This is a genomic window from Acinetobacter sp. YH12235 (assembly GCF_013417705.1).
Classification (GTDB): Bacteria; Pseudomonadota; Gammaproteobacteria; order Pseudomonadales; family Moraxellaceae; genus Acinetobacter.
Genome location: NZ_VPDL01000004.1, coordinates 1 through 21312, shown reverse-complemented (window position 1 = coordinate 21312; position 21312 = coordinate 1). Strand labels below are relative to the sequence as shown.

The following is a 21312-nucleotide window of genomic DNA, read 5'->3' as shown; positions in this document are numbered from 1 at the left end:
TAATTTAAATCACTTTTTGCCAACTCGAATTAGATGGTTACAAGAAAAAAATACATATCTATAAATTACAAATACTTAATAAATTAGATGTCAGAACTTGTATGAATCTGTCTGTGATCTTGTAAAGTACTGACAGATTTTTTGTATAGAAAAAATTAAAAATATTGCCGCACCAGTCAGATATTTTGGCAGAAAATATCTGCTTAATTTTGCATGCTTCATTTATGCTACAGCTTAAATTTTTAAGCCAAGTCCTAAAGCAGATCAGGATCACTTATACAGGATTGTATAAATTCGCCATGAATATGACAAAAATCCCTCTCAAGAAAAATCCGCTTAGCCTGATGATACTGTCGGCATTTTCAGGCCATCTTTATGCTGAAACTACGCTAGCACAGGATAGTGTTCAGCAACTGGAAACTATTGTGGTGACCACTGAGCAAAATACAAATTCCCAGCAACAGACTGCGGCCGAACTTGCCAGCGTTTCGGGAGGAACCAATTTTATTTCAGATCAGCAGCTCGAACATCAGCGTCTGGGAACCATTGCTGACGTCTTCCGTCTCCAGCCCGGCATTTATGCCCAATCGCCGGGCAATGAAGGAGCCAAAATTTCTATCCGTGGTTCTGGCATTAACCGTACTTCTGGTGCACATGCATCCGGAACTTATGTCATGATCGATGATATTCCCTTTACCGGACCGGGTGGTACAGCTTATGAACTGCTTGAACCATGGTGGATTGATCATGTTGAGGTGTACCGTGGTGCCAATGGTTTAAAACAGGGCGGATTATCCTTAGGTGGAACAGTTAATTATAAAAGTAAGACTGGTGCAGAGCAGAATGGCTCTGAATTAAAATATGAAACGGGTAGCCATGGCTATCAGAAATACCAGTTTAGTACTGGCCGACAACTCGATAAGTTAGATTATTATCTGACAGTAACGGGTTCACAGTTTGATGGGATTCAGGATCATGCCGAAGGTGATGGTAAAGGTCTAGCTTTTAATCTGGGTTATCAGATCAGTCCAGATATTGAGACCCGCTTTTATGCCCGTTACCGTGAAAGCAAACATTTAACGCCAGGGCGCATTACCCAGGAACAGCTCAAGAATAATCCTGAAGCAGCCAATGATTTTAATCTGGCTGTAGATGCCAAGCGGATTCAACCGGGCAGTACCTGGCTGGCAAATACTACCACTTGGAACTTGCAGGATGATGCCAAACTGACCGGTAGTCTGGCTTATCACCATTATCCATTGGATCTACGTGAAAGTAGTTATCGTACCAATGTCGATTATGAGGATATTAGTGCGCGGGTTCAGTATGAGAAACCTTATCAGTTATTCGGTCTTGAACATCAAGGAAAAGTTGCTTTTCGAAGTACCACGCACCGTCCGAATAGTGGTGTAACCGAAACAATTCGACGCGATACTACAATTGATGGCACGCTTTATCCGGCAGATACCGTAACACGCCGTTATACCTATCGTGGTTCAGACAATGTGCTGCAATTTGATCAGGAAACTCAGTTGAATGATCAGTTTAAGCTTGATCTAGGATTGGCAGCAGCCTATACCCACCGTGAGAGTGAAGTGACTTATCCTGTGGCTAGTCCTGAAGTTAGCCGCTATGAATGGAATTTCGCCCCGCGTATTGGCCTGACTTATCAGCCAAATGAAACACTACAATGGTTTGCCAATTTAAGCCGTAGTATTGAACCGGCACATCCATGGGCGATGGCATGGTCTTCGCCATACTATTTTGACACTGGTGTCGCTTCAGGGCGGGTACGTGAACCTATTTATCTGGACACGCAAACTGCAAATACTTTAGAACTGGGTGGCCGGGGTCAGTCAGCCTGGGGTGATTGGGCACTGAGCTACTATTATTCCAAAGTTAAAAACGAGTTATTAACCTCAGAGTTGATCAAAACCTATGAGGATGGATCGGAACGACCTTCTGAACCAATTGCTGTAGAATCCAATGCAACTCCCACCCTTCATCAAGGTGTAGAACTCAGTCTGGATACACCATTGTATGCATCACAGCAGGGTGAACTTCGCCTACGACAGGCTTATACCTTGAGTGATTTCCAGTATAAAAACGATCCTTTATTTGGCAAAAACCAGTTACCGGGAATTCCAAAACACCTTTATCAGGCACAGCTCAGTTATGCCTTGAATAACGGTCTTTATGTGGGTCTAAATACAGAATATGCATCGAAGATGGCACATGATTATGCCAATAGCCGCTTCAGTGATGACTATCAGATTTGGGGTATTGATCTGGGATATGCGCCAGAAGATCAGTCATGGAGTGCCTGGGTTAACTTCAAGAACATCACCGATGAAAAATATGCAGCAGTGTTAATTCCAGGCTATGACGACAAAGGTGCAGATCTAGCACGATCTTCACCGGGTGAAGGCTTCTCGACTTATGCAGGCGTGTCGTTTAAATTTTAAAATCATCACTTCATAAAAAAGCGGGCATTTTTGCCCGCTTTTTTTATTGTCAGCTTATATAAAACTAGCCTTCCAGAATTCCACTGACACCTGTCACAATCATATCAATGGCGATGGTTCCGATTAACAGTGCTGCAACACGACCGACAATATCGACATACAGGTCAATGTAGTTGGAATATTTATGCTGTAAATGATCATGCAGGTATTTCATCAGAATTAGCAAGCTACAGGTCAGAAACAGGGTAAAGAAAATCACCAGAATGGTTTGCATTAAACTGAGCTGTACACCGGTAATAACTGAAGCTGAAATGGTGCCGGGACCGATCATAAAAGGCATGGCAATCGTACCCGCCAGATGATTCGGCGCACCCCGCATCACCCCAATGGTATCCGCACCTTCAAAGACATAGCGATAACCAATCACCAGAAAAATCAGACCACCAAAAATCTGGAAGGATTCAAAGCGAGCATGTAGCACTTCATTGAAGAAGGCTTCGCCAGTTTTCGCAAAAATGATGAAAACAATAAAGCTGATCAGGCTGCCCTGAATCAATGCCATATTGAAGACCTTTGCTTCGGAATTACGAATAATTCCGAGCATATAGATACTCATCAAAAATGGATTGAGTAACGAAAAAAACAGGGCAAAGGCATTTAAACTTGCTGACATCATTCAATCCTTCCGTAGTTGAGTGATCCTAGATTTCACGATCCGGGAAAAGTGGACGTTTACCCGGACTGATCCGGTTGATGTGCAGATACATCATATGACGTTCATATTTATCCAGAATGTCGTTAATAACTTGTTCCTTGCTGTAACCGACCAGATCATTGCCCTGAGATCCTTCAAACAGGTAACTTTCCAGACGATAGTAATAGCGTTTAGTCCGTTTACCCCGTGAACTAAAGTTCGGTGTGGCATAACGTACTGGCCAGATTTGATAGACAAAGTTTTCTTCTTCATCCAGCTGAATGGTGAGATCCAGATGATACAGTTCAGGTTCTTCCTCAAGCGATTTTTCCTGAATATTCACTTGAATACCCTTATCGGTTAACTCAGTCGCAACTGCCTCAATGGCCGGCTTGCAGACGTCATCCAGCATGGCGCGAGTCTGTGAAAGGCTTGGATGCAACATCACCCGGCTCAGACGTTTCTTCCAGTTAAAGATGTCAACATTACCGACGACTGGTGCAGCATTCAGACTGGTACTGGCCTGACGGAAATCCTCAAGCCGCAAGGATTTATACAAACCGGCCATGACAAAGAAGATCACGAAACTAAAAGGTAAGCCCATAATAATGGTGGTGTTTTGCAATGCTGTCACACCGTTAGCCATTAGCATAGCTAGCGTCAACAGGCCAATCGCAATCGCCCAGAACACACTGAGCCAGCGCGGTGAATCATGCTCAATATTAGTGAATTTAGTGGTGAAGTTCCCCAATACCAATGCCCCTGAATCCGCTGAAGTCACATAGAACAGCAAACCTGTAATGGTGGCGACACCTGCGAGAAATGTGAAACCTGGATACTGTGCCAGCAGGTCATAAAAACCATGTGCCGGATTTTCTAAAACAGTTGTCGCAAGCTGAGTATTACCATCAAAAATCACGCTGTATAAAGCACTGTTACCGAAAATAGACAACCAAGTGAGGGTAAATAACAGAGGAATAACCAAAGTCCCGGTGACAAATTCACGAATAGTACGACCACGGGAAATACGTGCCAGGAACAGACCTACAAACGGCGACCAAGCAATCCACCATGCCCAGAAGAACAGGGTCCAGCTATTCATCCATTCTTTAGGCTGCTCAAAAGGAAAACTGCTTAAAGAGAGTTTCGGGAACTGGCTGAGATAATCACCAAAATTCTGAATTAGAGCCGCTAATAAAAACTCGGTATTTCCCATAAAGAGAATAAAGAGCAGCAACCCGATTGATACATAGATATTAATTTCAGACAGAACCCGAATACCTTTATTGACACCCGCAGTGACGGAAATAATAGTAATAATGACTGCAACACCAATTAATGCAGTTTGAATCCAGATATTTTCCGGCAAGCCAAACAGGACATGCAGACCGTAATTTAGCTGAACCACACCAATACCGCAGGTTGTGGCAATACCGAAAATCGTACCGAGTACCGCAGCAGTATCCACCGTATGGCCGATCGGGCCATTAATTCTTTTTCCAAATATAGGATAAAGCGCAGAGCGAATTGTCAGTGGTAAATTATAGCGATAACTGAAATATCCCAACGCAACCCCAATCAGCGCGTACATGCTCCAGCCAGTCAGACCATAGTGAAACAGGGTCCAGACCATGGACTGACGCGCGGCTTCAAAGGTTTCAGCTTCACCGACTGGTGGACTCATATAGTGCGACAGGGGTTCAGCGACCGAGAAGAACATCAAGTCAATCCCGATCCCGGCTGAGAACAGCATGGCCGACCAGCTCAGCAGGCTGAATTCGGGTTTAGAATGTTTGGGACCAAGCTTGATTTCGCCATAACGTGAGCAGGCGATAAAGACAATAAAAACCAGATACAGCGTTGCCGCCAGCAGGTAATACCAGCTAAAGGTACTACTGACCCAGTTTAAAATATTAATAATGACTAGATTGGCTTGTTCATTAAATAAAATCGTGATGATAGAAAACAGCAGAATAAGCGTCGCCGAACAATAAAAGACTACCTTATTCAGACTATCTTGCACCTCTTCGTTTTTCTTTTGCATAAATCTCTGACCATCGTTTTTGTTGCCGGATGATCTACAGTGCAGTGTGATTTAAAAGCAAAAACTGGCCCTAAAGCTTCCTTGTTTTCGTGAATTACAAACTTTTGCAAATCCAAAACAAACTGCGCTGTACATCAAGGGTGAGCTGGCACTATAATTTTTATTAATTGAACGTTCAATTAAAAAAGAGTTTATGAATTGTTACATTATTCAGCTATTTGCTTTAGCAGAGTGATTTTTTATTGTTACATCCGTTATTCAGGTTAGTCCTATGCCAAAAGTTGGTATGCAACCGATCCGTCGTCAGCAACTGATCGATGCCACCTTAGCTGCAGTGAATGAGCTAGGTTTTGCAGAAGCTTCAATTAGTCAGATTGCTCAGAGGGCAGGTGTCTCAACCGGCATCATAAGTCATTATTTTCAAGGTAAAAATGGGTTAATTGAAGCCACAATGCGTTACTTATTGCAGCAATTGGGTAAATCTGTTGCTGAAATCAAGTCACAGGTGAATGACGCCCCTGAACAACGCTTACTGGCGATTGTGCGTGGCAATTTTACTGCTCCACAAACGGATAAAGCGGCCATGAAGGTGTGGTTGGCTTTTTGGGCCAGCAGTCTGCACCAGCCTGATTTACATCGTTTACAGCAAATAAACCATTACCGCTTACATTCCAATCTTAAATATGAATTCATGAAAAAGCTGAGTAAGGATCAAGCTGAGAAGGCAGCACAAGGTCTGGCTGCACTCATTGATGGATTCTGGCTAAGAGGTGCTTTAGTAAGTGGCGAAATTGATCCAGAACTGCCGATTGAACTGTGTAGTGAATATATCCGGCAACAACTCAAATAAACAATCTGCGAGGGAATTCCATTGACAACATTCAAACTGCAACGTCCTTATATCCATGGACAATATGTCGATGCAACGTCCAATAGCACGTTTCAAACTATTAACCCTGCAACAGGCGAAGTCCTGGCTGAAGTGCAGGTCTGTTCAAAAAATGATATCGATCGTGCGGTTGAATCTGCACAACAAGGGCAAAAAGTCTGGGCAGAAATGACCGCGATTCAACGTTCGCGCATCTTGAATAAGGCAGTCGCCATTTTAAGAGAACGTAATGATGAGCTGGCAAAATTAGAAAGCCTGGACAGCGGTAAAGCCTTTAGTGAAACATCGACTGTTGATATTACGACAGGTGCAGATGTACTCGAATATTATGCGGGGATTCTACCGGTTCTTGAAGGCCAGCAAATCCCGCTGAGAAGCAGTTCCTTTGTCTATACCCGCCGTGAACCTTTGGGTGTCGTCGCTGGAATTGGCGCATGGAATTATCCAATTCAGATCGCTTTATGGAAATCTGCACCGGCACTCGCTGCAGGCAATGCCATGATTTTCAAAGCCAGTGAAGTCACACCTTTAACTGCGTTGAAACTGGCAGAAATTTATACTGAAGCCGGTGTACCGCATGGTGTATTTAATGTGGTGACTGGTAGTGGTGAAATTGGGGGTTATCTGACTTCGCATCCCGATATTGCCAAAGTGTCATTCACTGGTGGCGTTTCTACCGGCAAAAAAGTTATGGCGCAAGCTGCCAATTCTAGTTTGAAAGAAGTCACTATGGAGCTGGGCGGTAAGTCTCCGCTGATTATCTGTGAAGATGCCGATCTGGATCTAGCGGCTGATATTGCCATGATGGCCAACTTCTATAGCTCTGGTCAGGTCTGTACCAACGGTACTCGTGTTTTTGTACCTTTGGCATTGAAAGCAGCATTTGAAGAAAAGATTTTGCAGCGTGTTGAACATATCCGTATGGGTGATCCTCTCGATCCTGAAACCAATTTCGGCCCAGTGTCCAGCTTTGAGCATATGGAAAAAGTGCTGGGCTATATCGAAAAAGGCAAGATAGAAGGGGCGCGCTTATTGTGTGGCGGCGGCCGTGCCGAAGATGAACAGTTTGCCCAAGGGGCTTATGTCCTGCCAACCGTATTTACCGACTGCCGCGATGACATGACCATTGTGCGTGAAGAAATCTTCGGTCCTGTCATGAGTATCCTGAGTTATGACACCGAGCAAGAAGCCATTCGTCGTGCCAATGACACCGATTATGGTCTGGCCGCAGGTGTCGTCACACCAGACTTGGCCCGTGCACACCGAATTATTCATCAGGTAGAAGCAGGTATCTGCTGGATTAATACCTGGGGTGAATCACCTGCAGAAATGCCGGTCGGTGGCTATAAGCATTCCGGTGTCGGACGTGAAAATGGTCTAGTCACTTTGCAGCACTACACCCAGACCAAATCGGTTCAGGTCGAACTCAGTCCTTTCCAGTCTGTATTTAGCGCATAAGGGGGATTTGATGAATTACGACTATATTATTATCGGTGCGGGCTCTGCGGGTAATGTTCTGGCAGCGCGTTTAACTGAAGATCCAGATACTAAGGTGCTATTACTTGAGGCAGGTGGCCCGGACTATCGTCTGGATTTTAGAACCCAGATGCCGGCTGCTTTAGCTTATCCTTTACAAGGACGCCGTTATAACTGGGCCTATCTGACCGATCCAGAACCCCACATGAACAATCGCCGTATGGAATGCGGCCGTGGTAAAGGTCTGGGCGGATCTTCACTGATTAATGGCATGTGCTATATCCGTGGTAATGCTATGGATCTGGAACAGTGGGCTAGCTTTAAAGGTCTGGAACACTGGAACTATGCGCAGTGTCTACCCTATTATAAAAAAGCTGAAACCCGCGATATTGGCGGCAATGACTATCATGGCGATTCAGGTCCGGTTTCAGTTGCAACGCCTAAGAATGGTAATAATGAGCTGTTTCATGCCATGGTCGAAGCTGGGGTTCAAGCCGGTTATCCACGTACCGATGACTTGAATGGCTACCAACAGGAAGGCTTCGGGCCAATGGATCGTACTGTGACACCACAAGGTCGTCGCTCCAGTACGGCACGTGGTTATCTGGATATGGCCAAAGGCCGGGATAATCTCACCATTATTACCCATGCCATGACCAACCGAATTCTGTTTAACCGTAATCAGGCGATTGGCGTAGAATATTTTGAAGGTCAAAATACCTTACAGCCGATTCAGGTCTTTGCAGATCGTGAAGTTCTACTATGTGCAGGTGCAATTGCATCTCCACAAATCCTGCAACGCTCTGGTGTAGGTCCGGCTGAATTATTAAAAAGTCTGGATATTCCCGTGGTTCAGGATCTGCCGGGTGTGGGTGAAAACCTGCAAGACCATCTGGAAATGTACTTACAATATAAGTGCAAAAAACCGGTCAGCTTATATCCGGCATTGAAATGGTATAACCAGCCCATGATTGGCGCAGAATGGTTATTCCTAGGCAAAGGCATTGGTGCCAGCAACCAGTTTGAAGCCGGGGGCTTTATCCGTTCTTCGGATGAGTTCGAATGGCCAAACATCCAGTATCACTTCCTGCCAGTGGCGATTAACTATAATGGGACCAATGCTATTCATGAACACGGCTTCCAGGCTCATGTCGGTTCCATGCGTTCACCATCTCGTGGTCGGGTTCGCCTGAAATCCAAAGATCCGTTTGAACATCCAAGCATTCTGTTCAACTATATGAGCACTGAACAGGACTGGCGCGAATTCCGTGATGCTATCCGTATTACCCGTGAAATTATGCATCAGCCCGCCCTGGATCCATATCGTGGTGAAGAGATCAGCCCGGGCAAAAATCTGCAAACTGATGCAGAAATTGATGAATTTGTTCGTAATCATGCAGAAACAGCGTATCATCCGTCCTGTAGCTGTAAAATGGGTGAGGATGATATGGCAGTTGTCGATGGTTATGGGCGTGTGCATGAGATGCAAGGCCTGCGTGTCATCGATGCTTCAATTATGCCGCTCATTATTACAGGTAACCTCAATGCAACCACGATCATGATGGCTGAAAAGCTTGCAGATCATATCCGTGGCAAGCAGGCATTACCTGCTTCTACAGCGCCTTTCTACCGGGCCCCACGCGCTTAAGTCATGGCTATATTCCTGTTGCTTGTTGCATCAAGGAATATAGCGGAATTTATTTTTACCCAAAGCTGGATAGGGCTGTAATTGGTTTCAGTGTTATCCATTCTTTGCTTAATATAATTTATATTTTATGAGAATTTTCAAACAAACAGTCCTTTTCGGCTGTGCTGCTGTTTCTAGTGTTTATTGTTTTACAGATGATGCGGAAGCAAAAAAAATTGAAACCAGTGGAAACATCAGTGTAGTTTCTAAATACATCTCTCGTGGTCTGACCAATGCACCAGAAAATGATGACGTTGCTTTACAGGCAGCGCTGAATCTGGCTTATGGTAATTTTTATGTCGGTTACTGGGGCTCAACCTTAGGTTATTCCTATCCGGAACTGGAAGGCAAGAAGTCACATCGTCGCGATAAAGTCGAACATGATTTTATCGTGGGCTATAACTATAGCAGTGAAAACTACGACTGGAATTTCTGGGATGCAACCTATTATTATCCGGGTGGCAGCCATACGACTTCAAATGAATTAGGTCTGAATGTAAGTCGTGCACTAAACGACAAGACCAGTGTTACAGCGGGTGTATCGACCTATTTATATGATGTGGCCTATGCCAATCAGGGTGATACTTTTTATACCTTGGATTTAACCCATCAGATTAATGATAAGCTGGGTGCGCATGTCGGTGCAGCGGGTGGTTATTTTAATGATGAAGGCAAATATGAAGGTAATGAGCTGGGCAACACTACCAAACAGCATGCTTTCCGTTATGCAACTGCTGGATTGAGTTATGAAGTTGCGCCAAAGTTGACCTTGTCTGGTGATTATATCTTCGGTGGTTACGACCGTTTTGGTGATAAACAGCGCGATCTCGCTGTGTTTGGTATTGGCTATGATTTTTAATTTGGATCTTGATCTGATTTAAAAAACGCATTTCGCAGTCCATAAAATCCAGTCGGGAACAGCAAGTATCAATAAAAACAGCCTGTTCCCGGCTTAAAGCCAGATTTCCTGAATATTTAATTAACAGATATTTTGATAAATCTGCAGGAAATTCGAGCAAACATTATCAATTTCATAAAATGATTCTATAATAGCGCCCATTCTTACTCGAGCTTATCCTGAAACTAACTGGTTGAAGGTTTAACCCGGGTTATTTTTATTTTTGAGTCAAATTCTCCTCCGTGATTCGGCTTGTATATTCAGATTTAGCATCTTATCTGTCCGTGGTGGCACATAAGAATATTTAGGTATCCACATGGAAATTAAGGTCAATTATCTCGATAATCTTCGTCAGGAAGCCAAGTTCGATGACTTCACGGTAATCGCCGATCAGCCGATCCGCTATAAAGGTGATGGTTCGGCACCCGGCCCATTTGATTATTTTCTGGCATCTTCTGCGTTGTGTGCAGCTTATTTTGTTAAAGTTTATTGTGCAGCGCGTGACATTCCAACCGACAATATCCGTCTGTCCCAAAACAATATCGTCGATCCTGAAAACCGCTACAAACAGATTTTTAAAATTCAGGTCGAGCTACCGGCTGATATCTCTGAAAAAGACCGTCAGGGGATTTTGCGTTCGATCGACCGTTGTACCGTCAAAAAAGTCATTCAAACCGGTCCTGAATTTGTCATAGAAGAAGTTGAAAGCATTGATGCCGATGCGCAGGCTTTGTTGATGCCAAATCTGGCTTCAGACAGCCTAACCTGTATTCCGGGTAAAGACTTACCACTCGAAGAAACTATTGCCAATATGTCTGCGATTCTGGCAGGCCTCGGCATGAAAATTGAAATTGCGTCTTGGCGTAACATTGTACCGAATGTCTGGTCACTGCATATTCGTGATGCTCAGTCACCGATGTGCTTTACCAATGGTAAAGGTTCAACCAAGGAAAGTGCGCTGGCATCTGCACTGGGTGAATTCATCGAGCGTCTGAACTGTAACTTCTTCTATAACGACCAGTTCTGGGGTGAAGATATTGCCAATGCAGAATTTGTGCATTATCCGGATGAAAAATGGTTCCAACCAGGTCCAAATGGTGAATTGCCAGAAGAAGTTTTAGATGAACATACCCGTGAAATTTATGATCCTGAAGATGAGTTACTAGGTACTCATCTGTATGACACCAACTCGGGCAATAAAGCACGCGGTATCTGTTCATTGCCATTTGTACGTCAGTCTGATGGTGAAACTGTATATTTCCCATCGAATCTGATTGAAAATCTGTACCTCAGTAATGGTATGAGTGCGGGCAATACTTTGGCTGAAGCTCAAGTACAATGCCTGTCTGAAATTTTTGAACGTGCGGTTAAACGCGAAATTCTGGAAGGTGAGCTGGCACTTCCAGATGTCCCTGAACACGTATTGGCAAAATATCCAAAGATTGTTGAAGGCATTAAAGGCTTAGAAGAGCAAGGCTTTCCAGTACTGGTCAAAGATGCTTCTTTAGGCGGTCAGTTCCCGGTGATGTGCGTGACCTTGATGAACCCGCGTACGGGTGGTGTATTTGCTTCATTTGGTGCCCATCCTAACCTTGAAGTCGCTTTAGAGCGTAGTCTGACTGAGCTGTTACAAGGCCGTAGTTTTGAAGGCCTGAATGATCTGCCAAAACCAACCTTCAGTTCAAATGCAGTCACTGAGCCAAATAACTTCGTTGAGCACTTTATTGACTCAAGTGGTGTCGTATCTTGGCGTTTCTTCAGCGCAAAATCTGACTATGATTTTGTCGAGTGGGATTTCACCAATAATGGTCAAAACTCAAATGCCGATGAAGCGCAGGAATTGTTTACCATTCTGGAAGAGATGGGCCACGAGGTTTATATGGCGGTCTATCAGCATTTAGGTGCAACTGCTTGTCGTATTCTGGTGCCGGGTTATTCTGAAATTTATCTGGTGGAAGATCTAGTTTGGGATAACACTAATAAGGCGCTTTTATATCGTGAAGATATCCTGAACCTGCATCGTCTGGATGATGAACAGCTGGGAGCTCTGGTTGAACGTCTGGAAGAAGCAGATGAAGATGATTACACCGAAATCCGTACCTTGATCGGGATTGAATTTGACGAAAATACCGAATGGGGTCAGCTGACCATTCTAGAACTGAAACTCCTGATCTATCTGGCTCTACAACAATTTGAAGAAGCTAAAGATTTGGTCGAACAGTTCCTGCAATACAATACCAACACGGTTGAACGTGGCCTGTTCTATCAATGCATGAATGTAGTGCTTGAAGTCATTCTGGATGATGAAATGGAATTGGAAGACTATGAACACAACTTCCGCCGTATGTTTGGCGATGCCCGTATGGATGCAGTCCTCGGTTCAGTAGAAGGTACAGTACGTTTCTACGGTTTAGCTGAAACCAATATGCAGCTTGAAGGTCTGGATCGTCATCTGCGTTTAATTGATAGCTATAAGAAACTGCATACAGCGCGAGCCAAGTTTGCTGGTCTTTAAATCTTTAAAAAATAGCCCATCTTAGAATGGGCTATTTTTCTATTGCTCTAAAATTTTAGAAGTAATTTAAAAAAGAAAAAATAAAGGGCGATCATTGCCGCCCATTTAAATCTTAAATAACAGCTTAAATATTATTTAAAGTCAGGGAAATGTTATTAACCATATGAATCAGACGAGGACCGATTTCATTTTCCAGTTTTTCCTGATTGAGCAGGTAAGTTGGCGCGCCGCAGTTAAAGGTCAAAATACCATGTTTAGGGTGAATTAAAGGTACTGCGACAGAGTTCACATCTTTGGCCCAATCACCGAGAGATAAGCAATAGCCATAATCCTGATAATCACGAATAGCACGTTCTAAATTACGCTTAATGGTTGGCCATTGATCTTCATTTCTTTTCTTGATCGCATCAAACAGATATTCACGTTCTTTAACTTCCATCGCAGCCAGACAGGCACGGCCCATCGCACTACTATGAATAGGCAGGGTAGAGCCAACTGGACGACGCATGGTCAAAGTAGACTCTGTGTGAACGACTTCCAAATAAATCATGCTCAGACGATCACGTGTTGCCATGGCGACAGGCGCTTGCGCATAACGTGACATTTCTTCCATAAATGGATAAGCCTGTGTACGTGCCGAAATATTGCTGAGCGCCGCATAACCCAGAGCCAATACACCAACGTCCAACAGGTATTTGGTCGTATTCGGTAACTGTTTTAGATAACCTAAAGAAACCAACGTGCTGGTGATCCGGGCAACAGTCGGTTTTGGCAGATTAGTGAGTTGTGCAATTTCCTGGTTGCCCAGTAATTGATTCGTTGCGGAAAAACATCTGAGGATTTCTAAACCACGTGCAATAGACGCGATAAATTGTGGGTTATTTTCTCTATGAATATGTGAAATCGGATCTAAACGGATCTCATCAAAATTAGGTATTTCGCCAGTTTTATTTTTTGTCATGGTCAGAGCAATTAAAGGTAAATTAATAAATATGATAGCAATTAAATTTCACGATACAAAATAAAACACTTCTATTAATGATAAAAATAAATAAAAAAGTGCTCATTTTATCTGTATTTAAGTCAATTAGCGCTATTCAGCTAAAAACCATGCAGAATTTACAGGTTTTTGAGACCTGTAATGATCTTTAAGTATCTTTAGAAAATTTAAAGTTCGCCAGATAAAATTTCAGGAAAATGGAGCCAATCAAAACGAGAATCATCAGCACGATTTAATTGAAACATTCTTATCTAGCTGCGCTTTTATAGAATCAATTATGATCTGATTCAGATCATCTAACTCTTTTCTAAATCTACTAACAATCTAAAAAATTTCGCATTGTGAAATAAAATTCTAACTATAATTTTTAATTAAAGCTAGAAAAATTTGCTTTTTTGCTTAAAAAATAAAATTTTTAATAATTTTTCTTGCTCAAAATGAATTTTTATGATTATTTATTTCGTATTACGAAACTAAAATTAAAGGGTAAAGGAATTTACCCAGATGAACTAAATAACATGGAGATCCCTATGATTCGCGATCCGGAAATGCTTGAGCAACTTCTTTCGACTATTCGTAACTTTGTCAAAAATGAACTAGTCCCTTTAGAACATGAAGTTGAAGAAAGCAACGCGATTCCTGAGCGTATTGTCGAGCAGATGAAAGAATTGGGTCTGTTTGGCCTAACTATTCCAGAGGAATACGGCGGTTTAGGTATCACCATGGAAGAGGAAATTCTGGTCGCAATGGAATTAGGCCGTACATCGGCTGCATTCCGTTCTTTGATCGGGACCAATAACGGGATCGGTTCAAGCGGGATCGTGATTGACGGTACAGAAGAGCAAAAACAGAAATACCTGCCACGTTATGCGACTGGTGAAATCATTGGTTCATTCTGTTTAACTGAGCCAGATTCAGGTTCAGATGCAGCATCTTTAAAAACCAGCGCGGTTAAAGATGGCGATTACTATATTTTAAACGGTACCAAACGTTTTATTACCAATGCACCGCGTGCAACAACATTTACGGTGATGGCGCGTACCAATCCTGATATCAAAGGTGCAAGCGGCATTTCTGCATTCCTGGTAGAAGCGAATACACCGGGCCTAAGTCTGGGCAAAATTGATAAAAAAATGGGTCAACACGGTTCATACACTTGTGACGTGATTTTTGACAACTGTAAAGTTCATAAAGATCAGTTGATCGGTGGTGTTGAAGGCATTGGCTTTAAAACTGCAATGCGTGTCCTGGATAAAGGCCGTCTGCACATTGCTGGCTATAGCGTAGGTATGGCAGAGCGTATGCTGGAAGATGCTTTAAATTATGCAGTGGAACGTAAGCAGTTCGGTCAACCGATTGCGAATTTCCAGCTCATCCAAGGCATGCTGGCAGACTCTAAAGCTGAGATTTATGCGGCGAAATGTATGGTTCTAGATGCTGCTCGTCTGCGTGACGAAGGCAAGAATGTAACCACTGAATCTTCATGCGCGAAAATGTTTGCCACTGAAATGTGTGGCCGTGTAGCGGATCGCTGTCTGCAAATTCATGGTGGCGCGGGCTATATCAGTGAATATTCAATTGAACGTTTCTATCGTGATGTGCGTTTGTTCCGTCTGTATGAAGGTACTACTCAAATCCAGCAAATCATCATTGCACGTGAAATGATTAAACAAGCAACCGCTTAAGCAGCAAATTTTAGAATATTGGAAATATTAAAATGAGCACAAGAATTAGATTTGACTGGCAAGATCCATTCTTACTGGAACAGCAACTGACTGAAGAAGAGCGCATGATCCGTGACAGCGCACATGCGTACTGTCAAGACAAGCTGATGCCACGCGTACTAGAACAGTTCCGTCATGAAAAAACTGACCCAACGATTTTTCGTGAAATGGGTGAGCTGGGTCTGCTGGGCCCAACCATTCCTGAGCAATACGGTGGCGCAGGTCTAAACTATGTCAGCTATGGTCTGATTGCACGTGAAGTAGAACGTGTGGATTCGGGTTATCGTTCAATGGCCAGCGTACAAAGCTCGCTAGTGATGGTGCCAATCAATGAATTTGGTTCTGAAGAGCAGAAACAGAAATATTTGCCAAAGCTGGCGACTGGTGAATTTATCGGCTGTTTCGGCCTGACTGAACCAGATCATGGTTCTGATCCGGGCAGCATGATTACCCGTGCGAAAAAGGTGGATGGTGGTTACCGTCTGACGGGCGCGAAAATGTGGATTACCAACAGTCCGATTGCTGATGTCTTTGTGGTTTGGGCAAAAGAAGTGTCTCCTGAAGGCAATGTCGGTGATATTCGTGGCTTTATTCTAGAAAAAGGCTGGGAAGGGCTTTCTGCACCAGCGATTCACGGTAAGGTTGGCCTACGTGCTTCGATCACCGGCGAAATCGTGATGGATAATGTATTTGTACCAGAAGAAAATGCGTTCCCGGAAATTCGTGGTCTAAAAGGTCCATTTACCTGTCTGAACAGTGCGCGTTATGGCATTGCCTGGGGTGCGATGGGTGCAGCTGAATTCTGCTGGCATACAGCGCATCAATACACCATGGACCGTAAACAGTTCGGTCGTCCATTGGCTGCGAATCAGCTGATCCAGAAAAAACTGGCGGATATGCAAACTGAAATTGCGTTGGGTCTGCAAGTGGCTTTACGTTTTGGCCGTATGAAAGACGAAGGCATTGCTTCAGTAGAAGGTACTTCACTGATCAAGCGTAATAACTGTGGTAAAGCCTTAGATATTGCCCGTTTAGCGCGAGACATGATGGGCGGTAACGGCATTTCTGATGAATTCGGTGTGGCACGTCATCTGGTGAACCTGGAAGTGGTCAACACTTATGAAGGTACCCATGATGTACATGCCCTAATTCTAGGTCGTGCTCAAACAGGAATTGCTGCATTCTCCAACTAAATGCAGATCAACCTCTAGCCAGCATTGCTGGCTAGTTTGTTTTGGCTGACTTCTATTGAAGTCAGCCAATCCAGTTCTGGGATGGATTTTAAAAATCTAGTCAGATTCAGAATTAAAGATCAATTAAACATTCTATGTTTCATTTAATTAATTAGGTGAAACATAAACTTCTAAAGGGCACAGGAGTGCCAGCAAAGTGTAAAGGACATTATGAATACGCTTAATTCACAACAAAACCTTCTACCAGAAGAAAATATGCCTAAGAAAAAGGTCTGGATTCTGGCTTTTATCTTTTCATTTTTAGCATTATTGGTAGATGGTGCAGATCTTGCACTATTAGCCTACAGTCTAACCAGCCTCAAACAAGAATTTTCTTTAAGTAGTATTCAGGCAGGTGCACTCGGTAGCTGGACACTTGCTGGTATGGCCATTGGTGGCTTTTTTGGTGGCTGGGCTTGTGACCGCTTCGGACGAGTGCGGGTGATTGTTGTTGCGATCGCTTTATTCTCTTCATTAACCTTCTGGCTGGGCTTCACTCAAAGCTATGAAGAATTCAAATGGTTGCGATTCTTTTCAGCAATTGGCTTAGGTGCCCTCTATATTGCCTGTAATACTCTAATGGCAGAATATGTGCCAACAAAATATCGTTCTACAGTACTTGCTGCCTTAATGACAGGTTGGACACTTGGTTCAGTCGTTGCCACTGTACTTGCAGGATGGCTGCTTCCAGAGCTAGGCTGGCGTTACCTTTACTATATTGCCATTGTTCCGATTGTTCTTGCGATTGGCATGTTCTTCCTGGTACCAGAACCACAAGCCTGGTTAAAGGCACGTCAAGAAAGATTGGCAGCCAAAGCCAGCGGCGTAGTGCAGGAAAAACCGAAGAATACGTTTAAAATGATTTTTGCCGATGCTTTAAGCCGTCGCATGTTCATCCTCTGGTCGTTCAGCACCGCATTCTTACAGTTTGGTTATTACGGCGTAAGTAACTGGTTACCAGCTTATCTGGAATCAGACTTAGGTATCAAATTTAAAGAAATGACTACCTATATGATTGGGACCTTCCTGATCATGATGTGTACCAAAGTGATCGCGGGCATTATTGCGGATAAAATTGGTCGTCGTGCTGTATTTGCTTTCGGTACCATGGGCACCGCAATCTTTATTCCTATCATTGTCTTTGGTAACACACCGGACAATATCTTATGGCTAATGCTGTTTTTCGGATTCCTTTACGGTATTCCATATGGCATTAATGCGACTTATATGACTGAAAGTTTCTCTACTAAAGTCCGTGGTACAGCAACAGGTGGCGCTTATAACATTGGCCGTCTAGGCGCAGTATTGGCACCTTTAACTATCGGTTATTTTGCGCAAGGTGGCTCAATTGGTACAGGTCTACTCATCATGAGTGTGGCTTATTTTATTTGTGGCCTGATCCCGGCGATTTTCATTAAAAACCGTTTATTTGACCCACAAAAAGCTGACTAATTGATTAATCAAACATTTATAAAGACAGGAAGATGCTAGGAAGCAATTAAATGAATAAAATCACACAGGATATCGAAACCATACTGAAGCAGATTCCAGATGGTGCACATATTATGACCAGTGGCTTCGGTCTGGCAGGACAGCCAATCGAACTGATTGAAGCTTTGATTGATATTGGTCCTAAAGATCTGACTATTATTAATAATAATGCAGCTTCTGGTGACCGTGGTCTAACCAACCTGTTATTGTCAGGACTGGTGAAAAAAATGATCTGTTCATTTCCTCGTGCCAATAACTCCAAGGTGTTTGAAGAGCTGTATAAAGCTGGAAAGGTTGAACTAGAGTTGGTACCACAAGGCAACTTGGCTTGCCGTATCCAGGCAGCGGGTGCAGGTCTGGGCGCTATTTTTACGCCTACAGGTTACGGCACCAAGATTGCTGAAGGCAAAGAAACCCGCCATATCAATGGCAAGGACTATGTGCTGGAATATCCAATTCATGCAGACTATGCCTTGGTTTATGGCAATCAGGCTGATCAATGGGGCAATTTAACCTACCGTAAAGCAGCCCGAAACTTTGGCCCGTTAATGGCAAAAGCAGCCAGAACAACAATTGCCCAAGTGCATGAAATTGTAGAGCTAGGCGAGCTTGATCCAGAGATTATCGTAACGCCGGGTATTTTTGTGCAGCATGTGGTGAAGGTAGGAGATATCAAATAATGACAATTCAAAAACGTACACGCGAACAGATTGTAGAAAAAGTTGCACAGGATATTCCGACCGGTTCTTATGTGAATTTAGGCATTGGCTTACCAACACGCGTTGCCGGTTATTTAAAGCCTGAACAGGATATTATCCTGCATTCCGAAAATGGCGTTCTGGGTTTTACCGCTTTAACTGATCCTGATCAAGCTGATGATGATCTGATTAATGCCGGTAAAGAACTAGTCAGCATGCTGGATGGCGGCAGTTTTATGAACTCTGCAGATTCCTTCGATATTATGCGTGGCGGCCATTTAGATTTCTGTATTATGGGCGCCTTTCAGGTTGCTGTGAACGGTGATCTCGCTAACTGGCATACCGGTGCACTGGATGCGGTTCCAGCGGTGGGTGGGGCGATGGATCTGGCGGTTGGTGCTCGTTGTGTCTATGTTTGCATGGAACATGTCACTAAAAATGGCGAACCACGGATTGTGGAAGAGCTGACTTATCCGATTACCGGTAAAAACTGCGTTGACCGCATTTATACCGATTTGTGTATTATTGAACTCAAAGATAATCAGGCTTGGGTGCTAGAAATGGTCGATGGCTTGAGTTTTGAGGAACTTCAGCAACAGACAGGTTGCAAGTTGCTCGATGGCCGTGCAGCTGCACAGTTAAAAGCATCCGTATAATAAGCTAAATCATTTAAATATGGTTAAAAATCGCAGCTTAGGCTGCGATTTTTTATACGCTGTATATTTATGCGCTTAGTTGCGTATTCTAAAAGCGGACATTTCTATTTTTAGCTTACAACTAAATTTTGCATAATCGCCATTATGTTAAATGGATATTAAATTGGTGGAAAAACCCAGTTTTTTTAAAAAAATCAAGAATAACGGAATGTATAAACTTATACTTTCTAAAAAGTATTTTTATAATTTCATTATGTATACTTTTTATTATTTTTAGTGAATAGGACACTATAAAAATGCTTAGAAATATTTCTATCGGGGCTATTGTTCTTTTTTCATTGTATGGTTGCAGTTCTTCTGCTCCTTTAAGAAATCAACCATATAAATCCATGTCTCCTTCAGAATTTCAGAGATACTTGGATGAAGATACACAGAACAAATCTCAAGCTAGCCTTCCTCAACCTCAAATAGAAAATGAAACTTGGGCTGATACTCAAAAGGCTAAGTGTAAAATATATGCATCTCCATTATTTAAAAAAAATGATCCTACTGTGAGGTTTTATTGGGATGGTGAGTGTAAAGATGGTTACGCAATAGGGTTAGGAAGAGAGTTTTCTATTGGTAAACAAACCTACGTTGAAGCTATTGGAGAATATAAAGGGGGGGAAAAGCGACCCCAATATTTTTATCAATTTGATAAAGTTAATAAAATGTTCCAAATAGGTGACTTGGAAAATTCACCTAAAAATAGACTACTCTTCCAAGGTATGTTAGATAATAACAATGTGTTTAAAAAAAGCATTATTTTTCATGACTACGATCATAAGGAAATGTATGAAAAAATGTCTTTCGATGATGCAGGCGCACAAGGAAGATTCTATGCAAGTGTAGGTGGATTGAATGTAACGGAACAAAGTTATACTTCCGATCCTTTGCTAAAACAGCAATTAGTAGTGCAAATGCAGAAGAAGAAACTATATACATTTGAATCATTTAATGATGGTAGAAAAAACTTTGTTGATTTAAGTTCGAATTCTCCAGTTTTAGTGAATCCTTCTCAGAATTTACAGGATTTTGTTACAAATAAAATTTTCTACCTCGATAACAAATTTAGTAATCCTAATGATTTCGATTTAAAAAAGACTTTGGATGCTGAAACAAAGGTTAATACTTATATCAATTTAACTTGTACTTCTTCTAACTACATTAAAGAGGTTGGAAAAGATAATTATTTTGCAATTTGTTCTCCTTATAAATCCTTAGGAGTCTTTAAAAATCAAATCGAGCAAGGAAAGGAATTTGTAAATCAGCAAAAGCAAAAACGATTAGCGGATGTACAACAATATATAGCTAACCAACAACTTCAAGCTCAACAGGCAGAGCAATTGAGATTAGCACAGCAACAAAAGGCTCAAGAGGGCTGGACTGCTTTATTTAATGCAATTACCGAGGTAAGTAATGGAGTTGCTAATAGCTATAATCAACAGGCAGAAATGTATAAAAATTTCAGTAATAACATGCCTGTCCAAAGTTTCCCAACACTCAATAGACAGAAGGCTACTTATAACTGCATCAATATTGGGGTGAATACGACTTGTAGAGAACAGTAATAGTTTATGTAGAGAACTGCTACGTTGCTACGTGGATGAAGGAGTTGTATTGCCTTATTAATTTAATGTTATACGCGTGAATTCTAGAAAAGAGGGACCTAATGGTCACTGCTGTCCCATAGTTTGCTTTAAATAAAAAAACCTGAGTCCTAACAGTTAAAATATGAGTGCAAACAAACACTTTAACGACCAGGATTCAGGTTTTGTCACATCAGAATACCGTATTTCATGAG

Annotated in this window: 15 protein-coding genes; 12 read left to right on the top strand and 3 right to left on the bottom strand. The window is 42.6% G+C overall.

The genetic code is table 11. From position 1 onward, the window contains the following. Positions 1–299 precede the first annotated feature (299 nt). Positions 300–2465 carry a TonB-dependent receptor domain-containing protein gene (locus FTV13_RS03200; protein WP_180010980.1) on the top strand — a complete coding sequence of 722 codons (2166 nt, stop codon included), beginning with the start codon at positions 300–302 and terminating at the stop codon, positions 2463–2465. Between the two features lie 64 nt (positions 2466–2529). Here the strand turns inward: FTV13_RS03200 and FTV13_RS03195 are convergent, their stop codons facing one another. After that, entirely contained in the window at positions 2530–3138 is a 609-nt protein-coding gene (locus tag FTV13_RS03195) for a MarC family protein (protein ID WP_179992566.1), read from the bottom strand. A 28-nt stretch (positions 3139–3166) separates the two neighbouring features. After that, the gene (locus FTV13_RS03190; protein WP_179992565.1) at positions 3167–5203 is read right to left on the bottom strand and encodes a choline transporter; all 2037 of its coding nucleotides are present in this window, start codon (positions 5201–5203) and stop codon (positions 3167–3169) included. 271 nt (positions 5204–5474) lie between these two features. Between FTV13_RS03190 and betI the strand changes: the two genes are divergently transcribed. From betI to FTV13_RS03165, 5 genes are all read left to right on the top strand, one after another. Continuing rightward, a complete protein-coding gene (gene betI / locus FTV13_RS03185) occupies positions 5475–6053 on the top strand; it encodes a transcriptional regulator BetI (RefSeq protein WP_005235723.1) in 579 nt (192 codons plus the stop codon). 21 nt (positions 6054–6074) lie between these two features. Next, on the top strand, positions 6075–7550 hold the full coding sequence (betB, locus tag FTV13_RS03180; protein ID WP_179992564.1) for a betaine-aldehyde dehydrogenase: 1476 nt from the start codon (positions 6075–6077) through the stop codon (positions 7548–7550). 10 nt (positions 7551–7560) lie between these two features. After that, entirely contained in the window at positions 7561–9216 is a 1656-nt protein-coding gene (gene betA, locus FTV13_RS03175; protein ID WP_179992563.1) for a choline dehydrogenase, read from the top strand. Positions 9217–9343: 127 nt separating this feature from the next. Next, positions 9344–10114, top strand: a complete 771-nt coding sequence (locus FTV13_RS03170; RefSeq protein WP_179992562.1) for a hypothetical protein — start codon at positions 9344–9346, stop codon at positions 10112–10114. Positions 10115–10469: 355 nt separating this feature from the next. Continuing rightward, positions 10470–12668, top strand: a complete 2199-nt coding sequence (locus tag FTV13_RS03165; protein ID WP_179992561.1) for an OsmC domain/YcaO domain-containing protein — start codon at positions 10470–10472, stop codon at positions 12666–12668. Positions 12669–12792: 124 nt separating this feature from the next. Here the strand turns inward: FTV13_RS03165 and FTV13_RS03160 are convergent, their stop codons facing one another. Next, positions 12793–13629: an IclR family transcriptional regulator gene (locus FTV13_RS03160; protein ID WP_004785687.1), complete on the bottom strand. Its 837-nt coding sequence runs from the start codon at positions 13627–13629 to the stop codon at positions 12793–12795. 569 nt (positions 13630–14198) lie between these two features. Here FTV13_RS03160 and FTV13_RS03155 point away from each other — a divergent pair. The 6 genes from FTV13_RS03155 to FTV13_RS03130 all read left to right on the top strand — a co-directional run bounded on the left by FTV13_RS03155 (position 14199) and on the right by FTV13_RS03130 (position 21079). Then, positions 14199–15353 (top strand): acyl-CoA dehydrogenase family protein, encoded by a 1155-nt coding sequence (locus FTV13_RS03155; protein ID WP_034171043.1) that lies wholly within the window; start codon positions 14199–14201, stop codon positions 15351–15353. A gap of 32 nt (positions 15354–15385) precedes the next feature. Then, positions 15386–16585, top strand: coding sequence for an acyl-CoA dehydrogenase (locus tag FTV13_RS03150; protein ID WP_179992560.1), 1200 nt, complete (start codon positions 15386–15388; stop codon positions 16583–16585). A gap of 210 nt (positions 16586–16795) precedes the next feature. Continuing rightward, positions 16796–18076 carry an MFS transporter gene (locus FTV13_RS03145; RefSeq protein WP_004785691.1) on the top strand — a complete coding sequence of 427 codons (1281 nt, stop codon included), beginning with the start codon at positions 16796–16798 and terminating at the stop codon, positions 18074–18076. A gap of 50 nt (positions 18077–18126) precedes the next feature. Continuing rightward, the gene (locus FTV13_RS03140; protein WP_179992559.1) at positions 18127–18795 is read left to right on the top strand and encodes a 3-oxoacid CoA-transferase subunit A; all 669 of its coding nucleotides are present in this window, start codon (positions 18127–18129) and stop codon (positions 18793–18795) included. Beyond that, positions 18795–19469, top strand: coding sequence for a 3-oxoacid CoA-transferase subunit B (locus FTV13_RS03135; RefSeq protein WP_179992558.1), 675 nt, complete (start codon positions 18795–18797; stop codon positions 19467–19469). Before FTV13_RS03140 ends, FTV13_RS03135 begins: the two co-directional genes overlap by 1 nt. A gap of 296 nt (positions 19470–19765) precedes the next feature. Further along, on the top strand, positions 19766–21079 hold the full coding sequence (locus FTV13_RS03130; RefSeq protein ID WP_179992557.1) for a hypothetical protein: 1314 nt from the start codon (positions 19766–19768) through the stop codon (positions 21077–21079). Positions 21080–21312: the final 233 nt, after the last annotated feature.

Coding starts and splice junctions, on each gene's coding strand:
- FTV13_RS03145 (WP_004785691.1), top strand. CDS start 16,796: ATGAATACGCTTAATTCACAACAAAACCTTCTACCAGAAGAAAATATG.
- FTV13_RS03160 (WP_004785687.1), bottom strand. CDS start 13,629: ATGACAAAAAATAAAACTGGCGAAATACCTAATTTTGATGAGATCCGT.
- FTV13_RS03150 (WP_179992560.1), top strand. CDS start 15,386: ATGAGCACAAGAATTAGATTTGACTGGCAAGATCCATTCTTACTGGAA.
- FTV13_RS03170 (WP_179992562.1), top strand. CDS start 9,344: ATGAGAATTTTCAAACAAACAGTCCTTTTCGGCTGTGCTGCTGTTTCT.
- FTV13_RS03200 (WP_180010980.1), top strand. CDS start 300: ATGAATATGACAAAAATCCCTCTCAAGAAAAATCCGCTTAGCCTGATG.
- FTV13_RS03195 (WP_179992566.1), bottom strand. CDS start 3,138: ATGTCAGCAAGTTTAAATGCCTTTGCCCTGTTTTTTTCGTTACTCAAT.
- FTV13_RS03155 (WP_034171043.1), top strand. CDS start 14,199: ATGATTCGCGATCCGGAAATGCTTGAGCAACTTCTTTCGACTATTCGT.
- FTV13_RS03140 (WP_179992559.1), top strand. CDS start 18,127: ATGAATAAAATCACACAGGATATCGAAACCATACTGAAGCAGATTCCA.
- betA (WP_179992563.1), top strand. CDS start 7,561: ATGAATTACGACTATATTATTATCGGTGCGGGCTCTGCGGGTAATGTT.
- betI (WP_005235723.1), top strand. CDS start 5,475: ATGCCAAAAGTTGGTATGCAACCGATCCGTCGTCAGCAACTGATCGAT.
- FTV13_RS03165 (WP_179992561.1), top strand. CDS start 10,470: ATGGAAATTAAGGTCAATTATCTCGATAATCTTCGTCAGGAAGCCAAG.
- FTV13_RS03190 (WP_179992565.1), bottom strand. CDS start 5,203: ATGCAAAAGAAAAACGAAGAGGTGCAAGATAGTCTGAATAAGGTAGTC.
- FTV13_RS03130 (WP_179992557.1), top strand. CDS start 19,766: ATGCTTAGAAATATTTCTATCGGGGCTATTGTTCTTTTTTCATTGTAT.
- FTV13_RS03135 (WP_179992558.1), top strand. CDS start 18,795: ATGACAATTCAAAAACGTACACGCGAACAGATTGTAGAAAAAGTTGCA.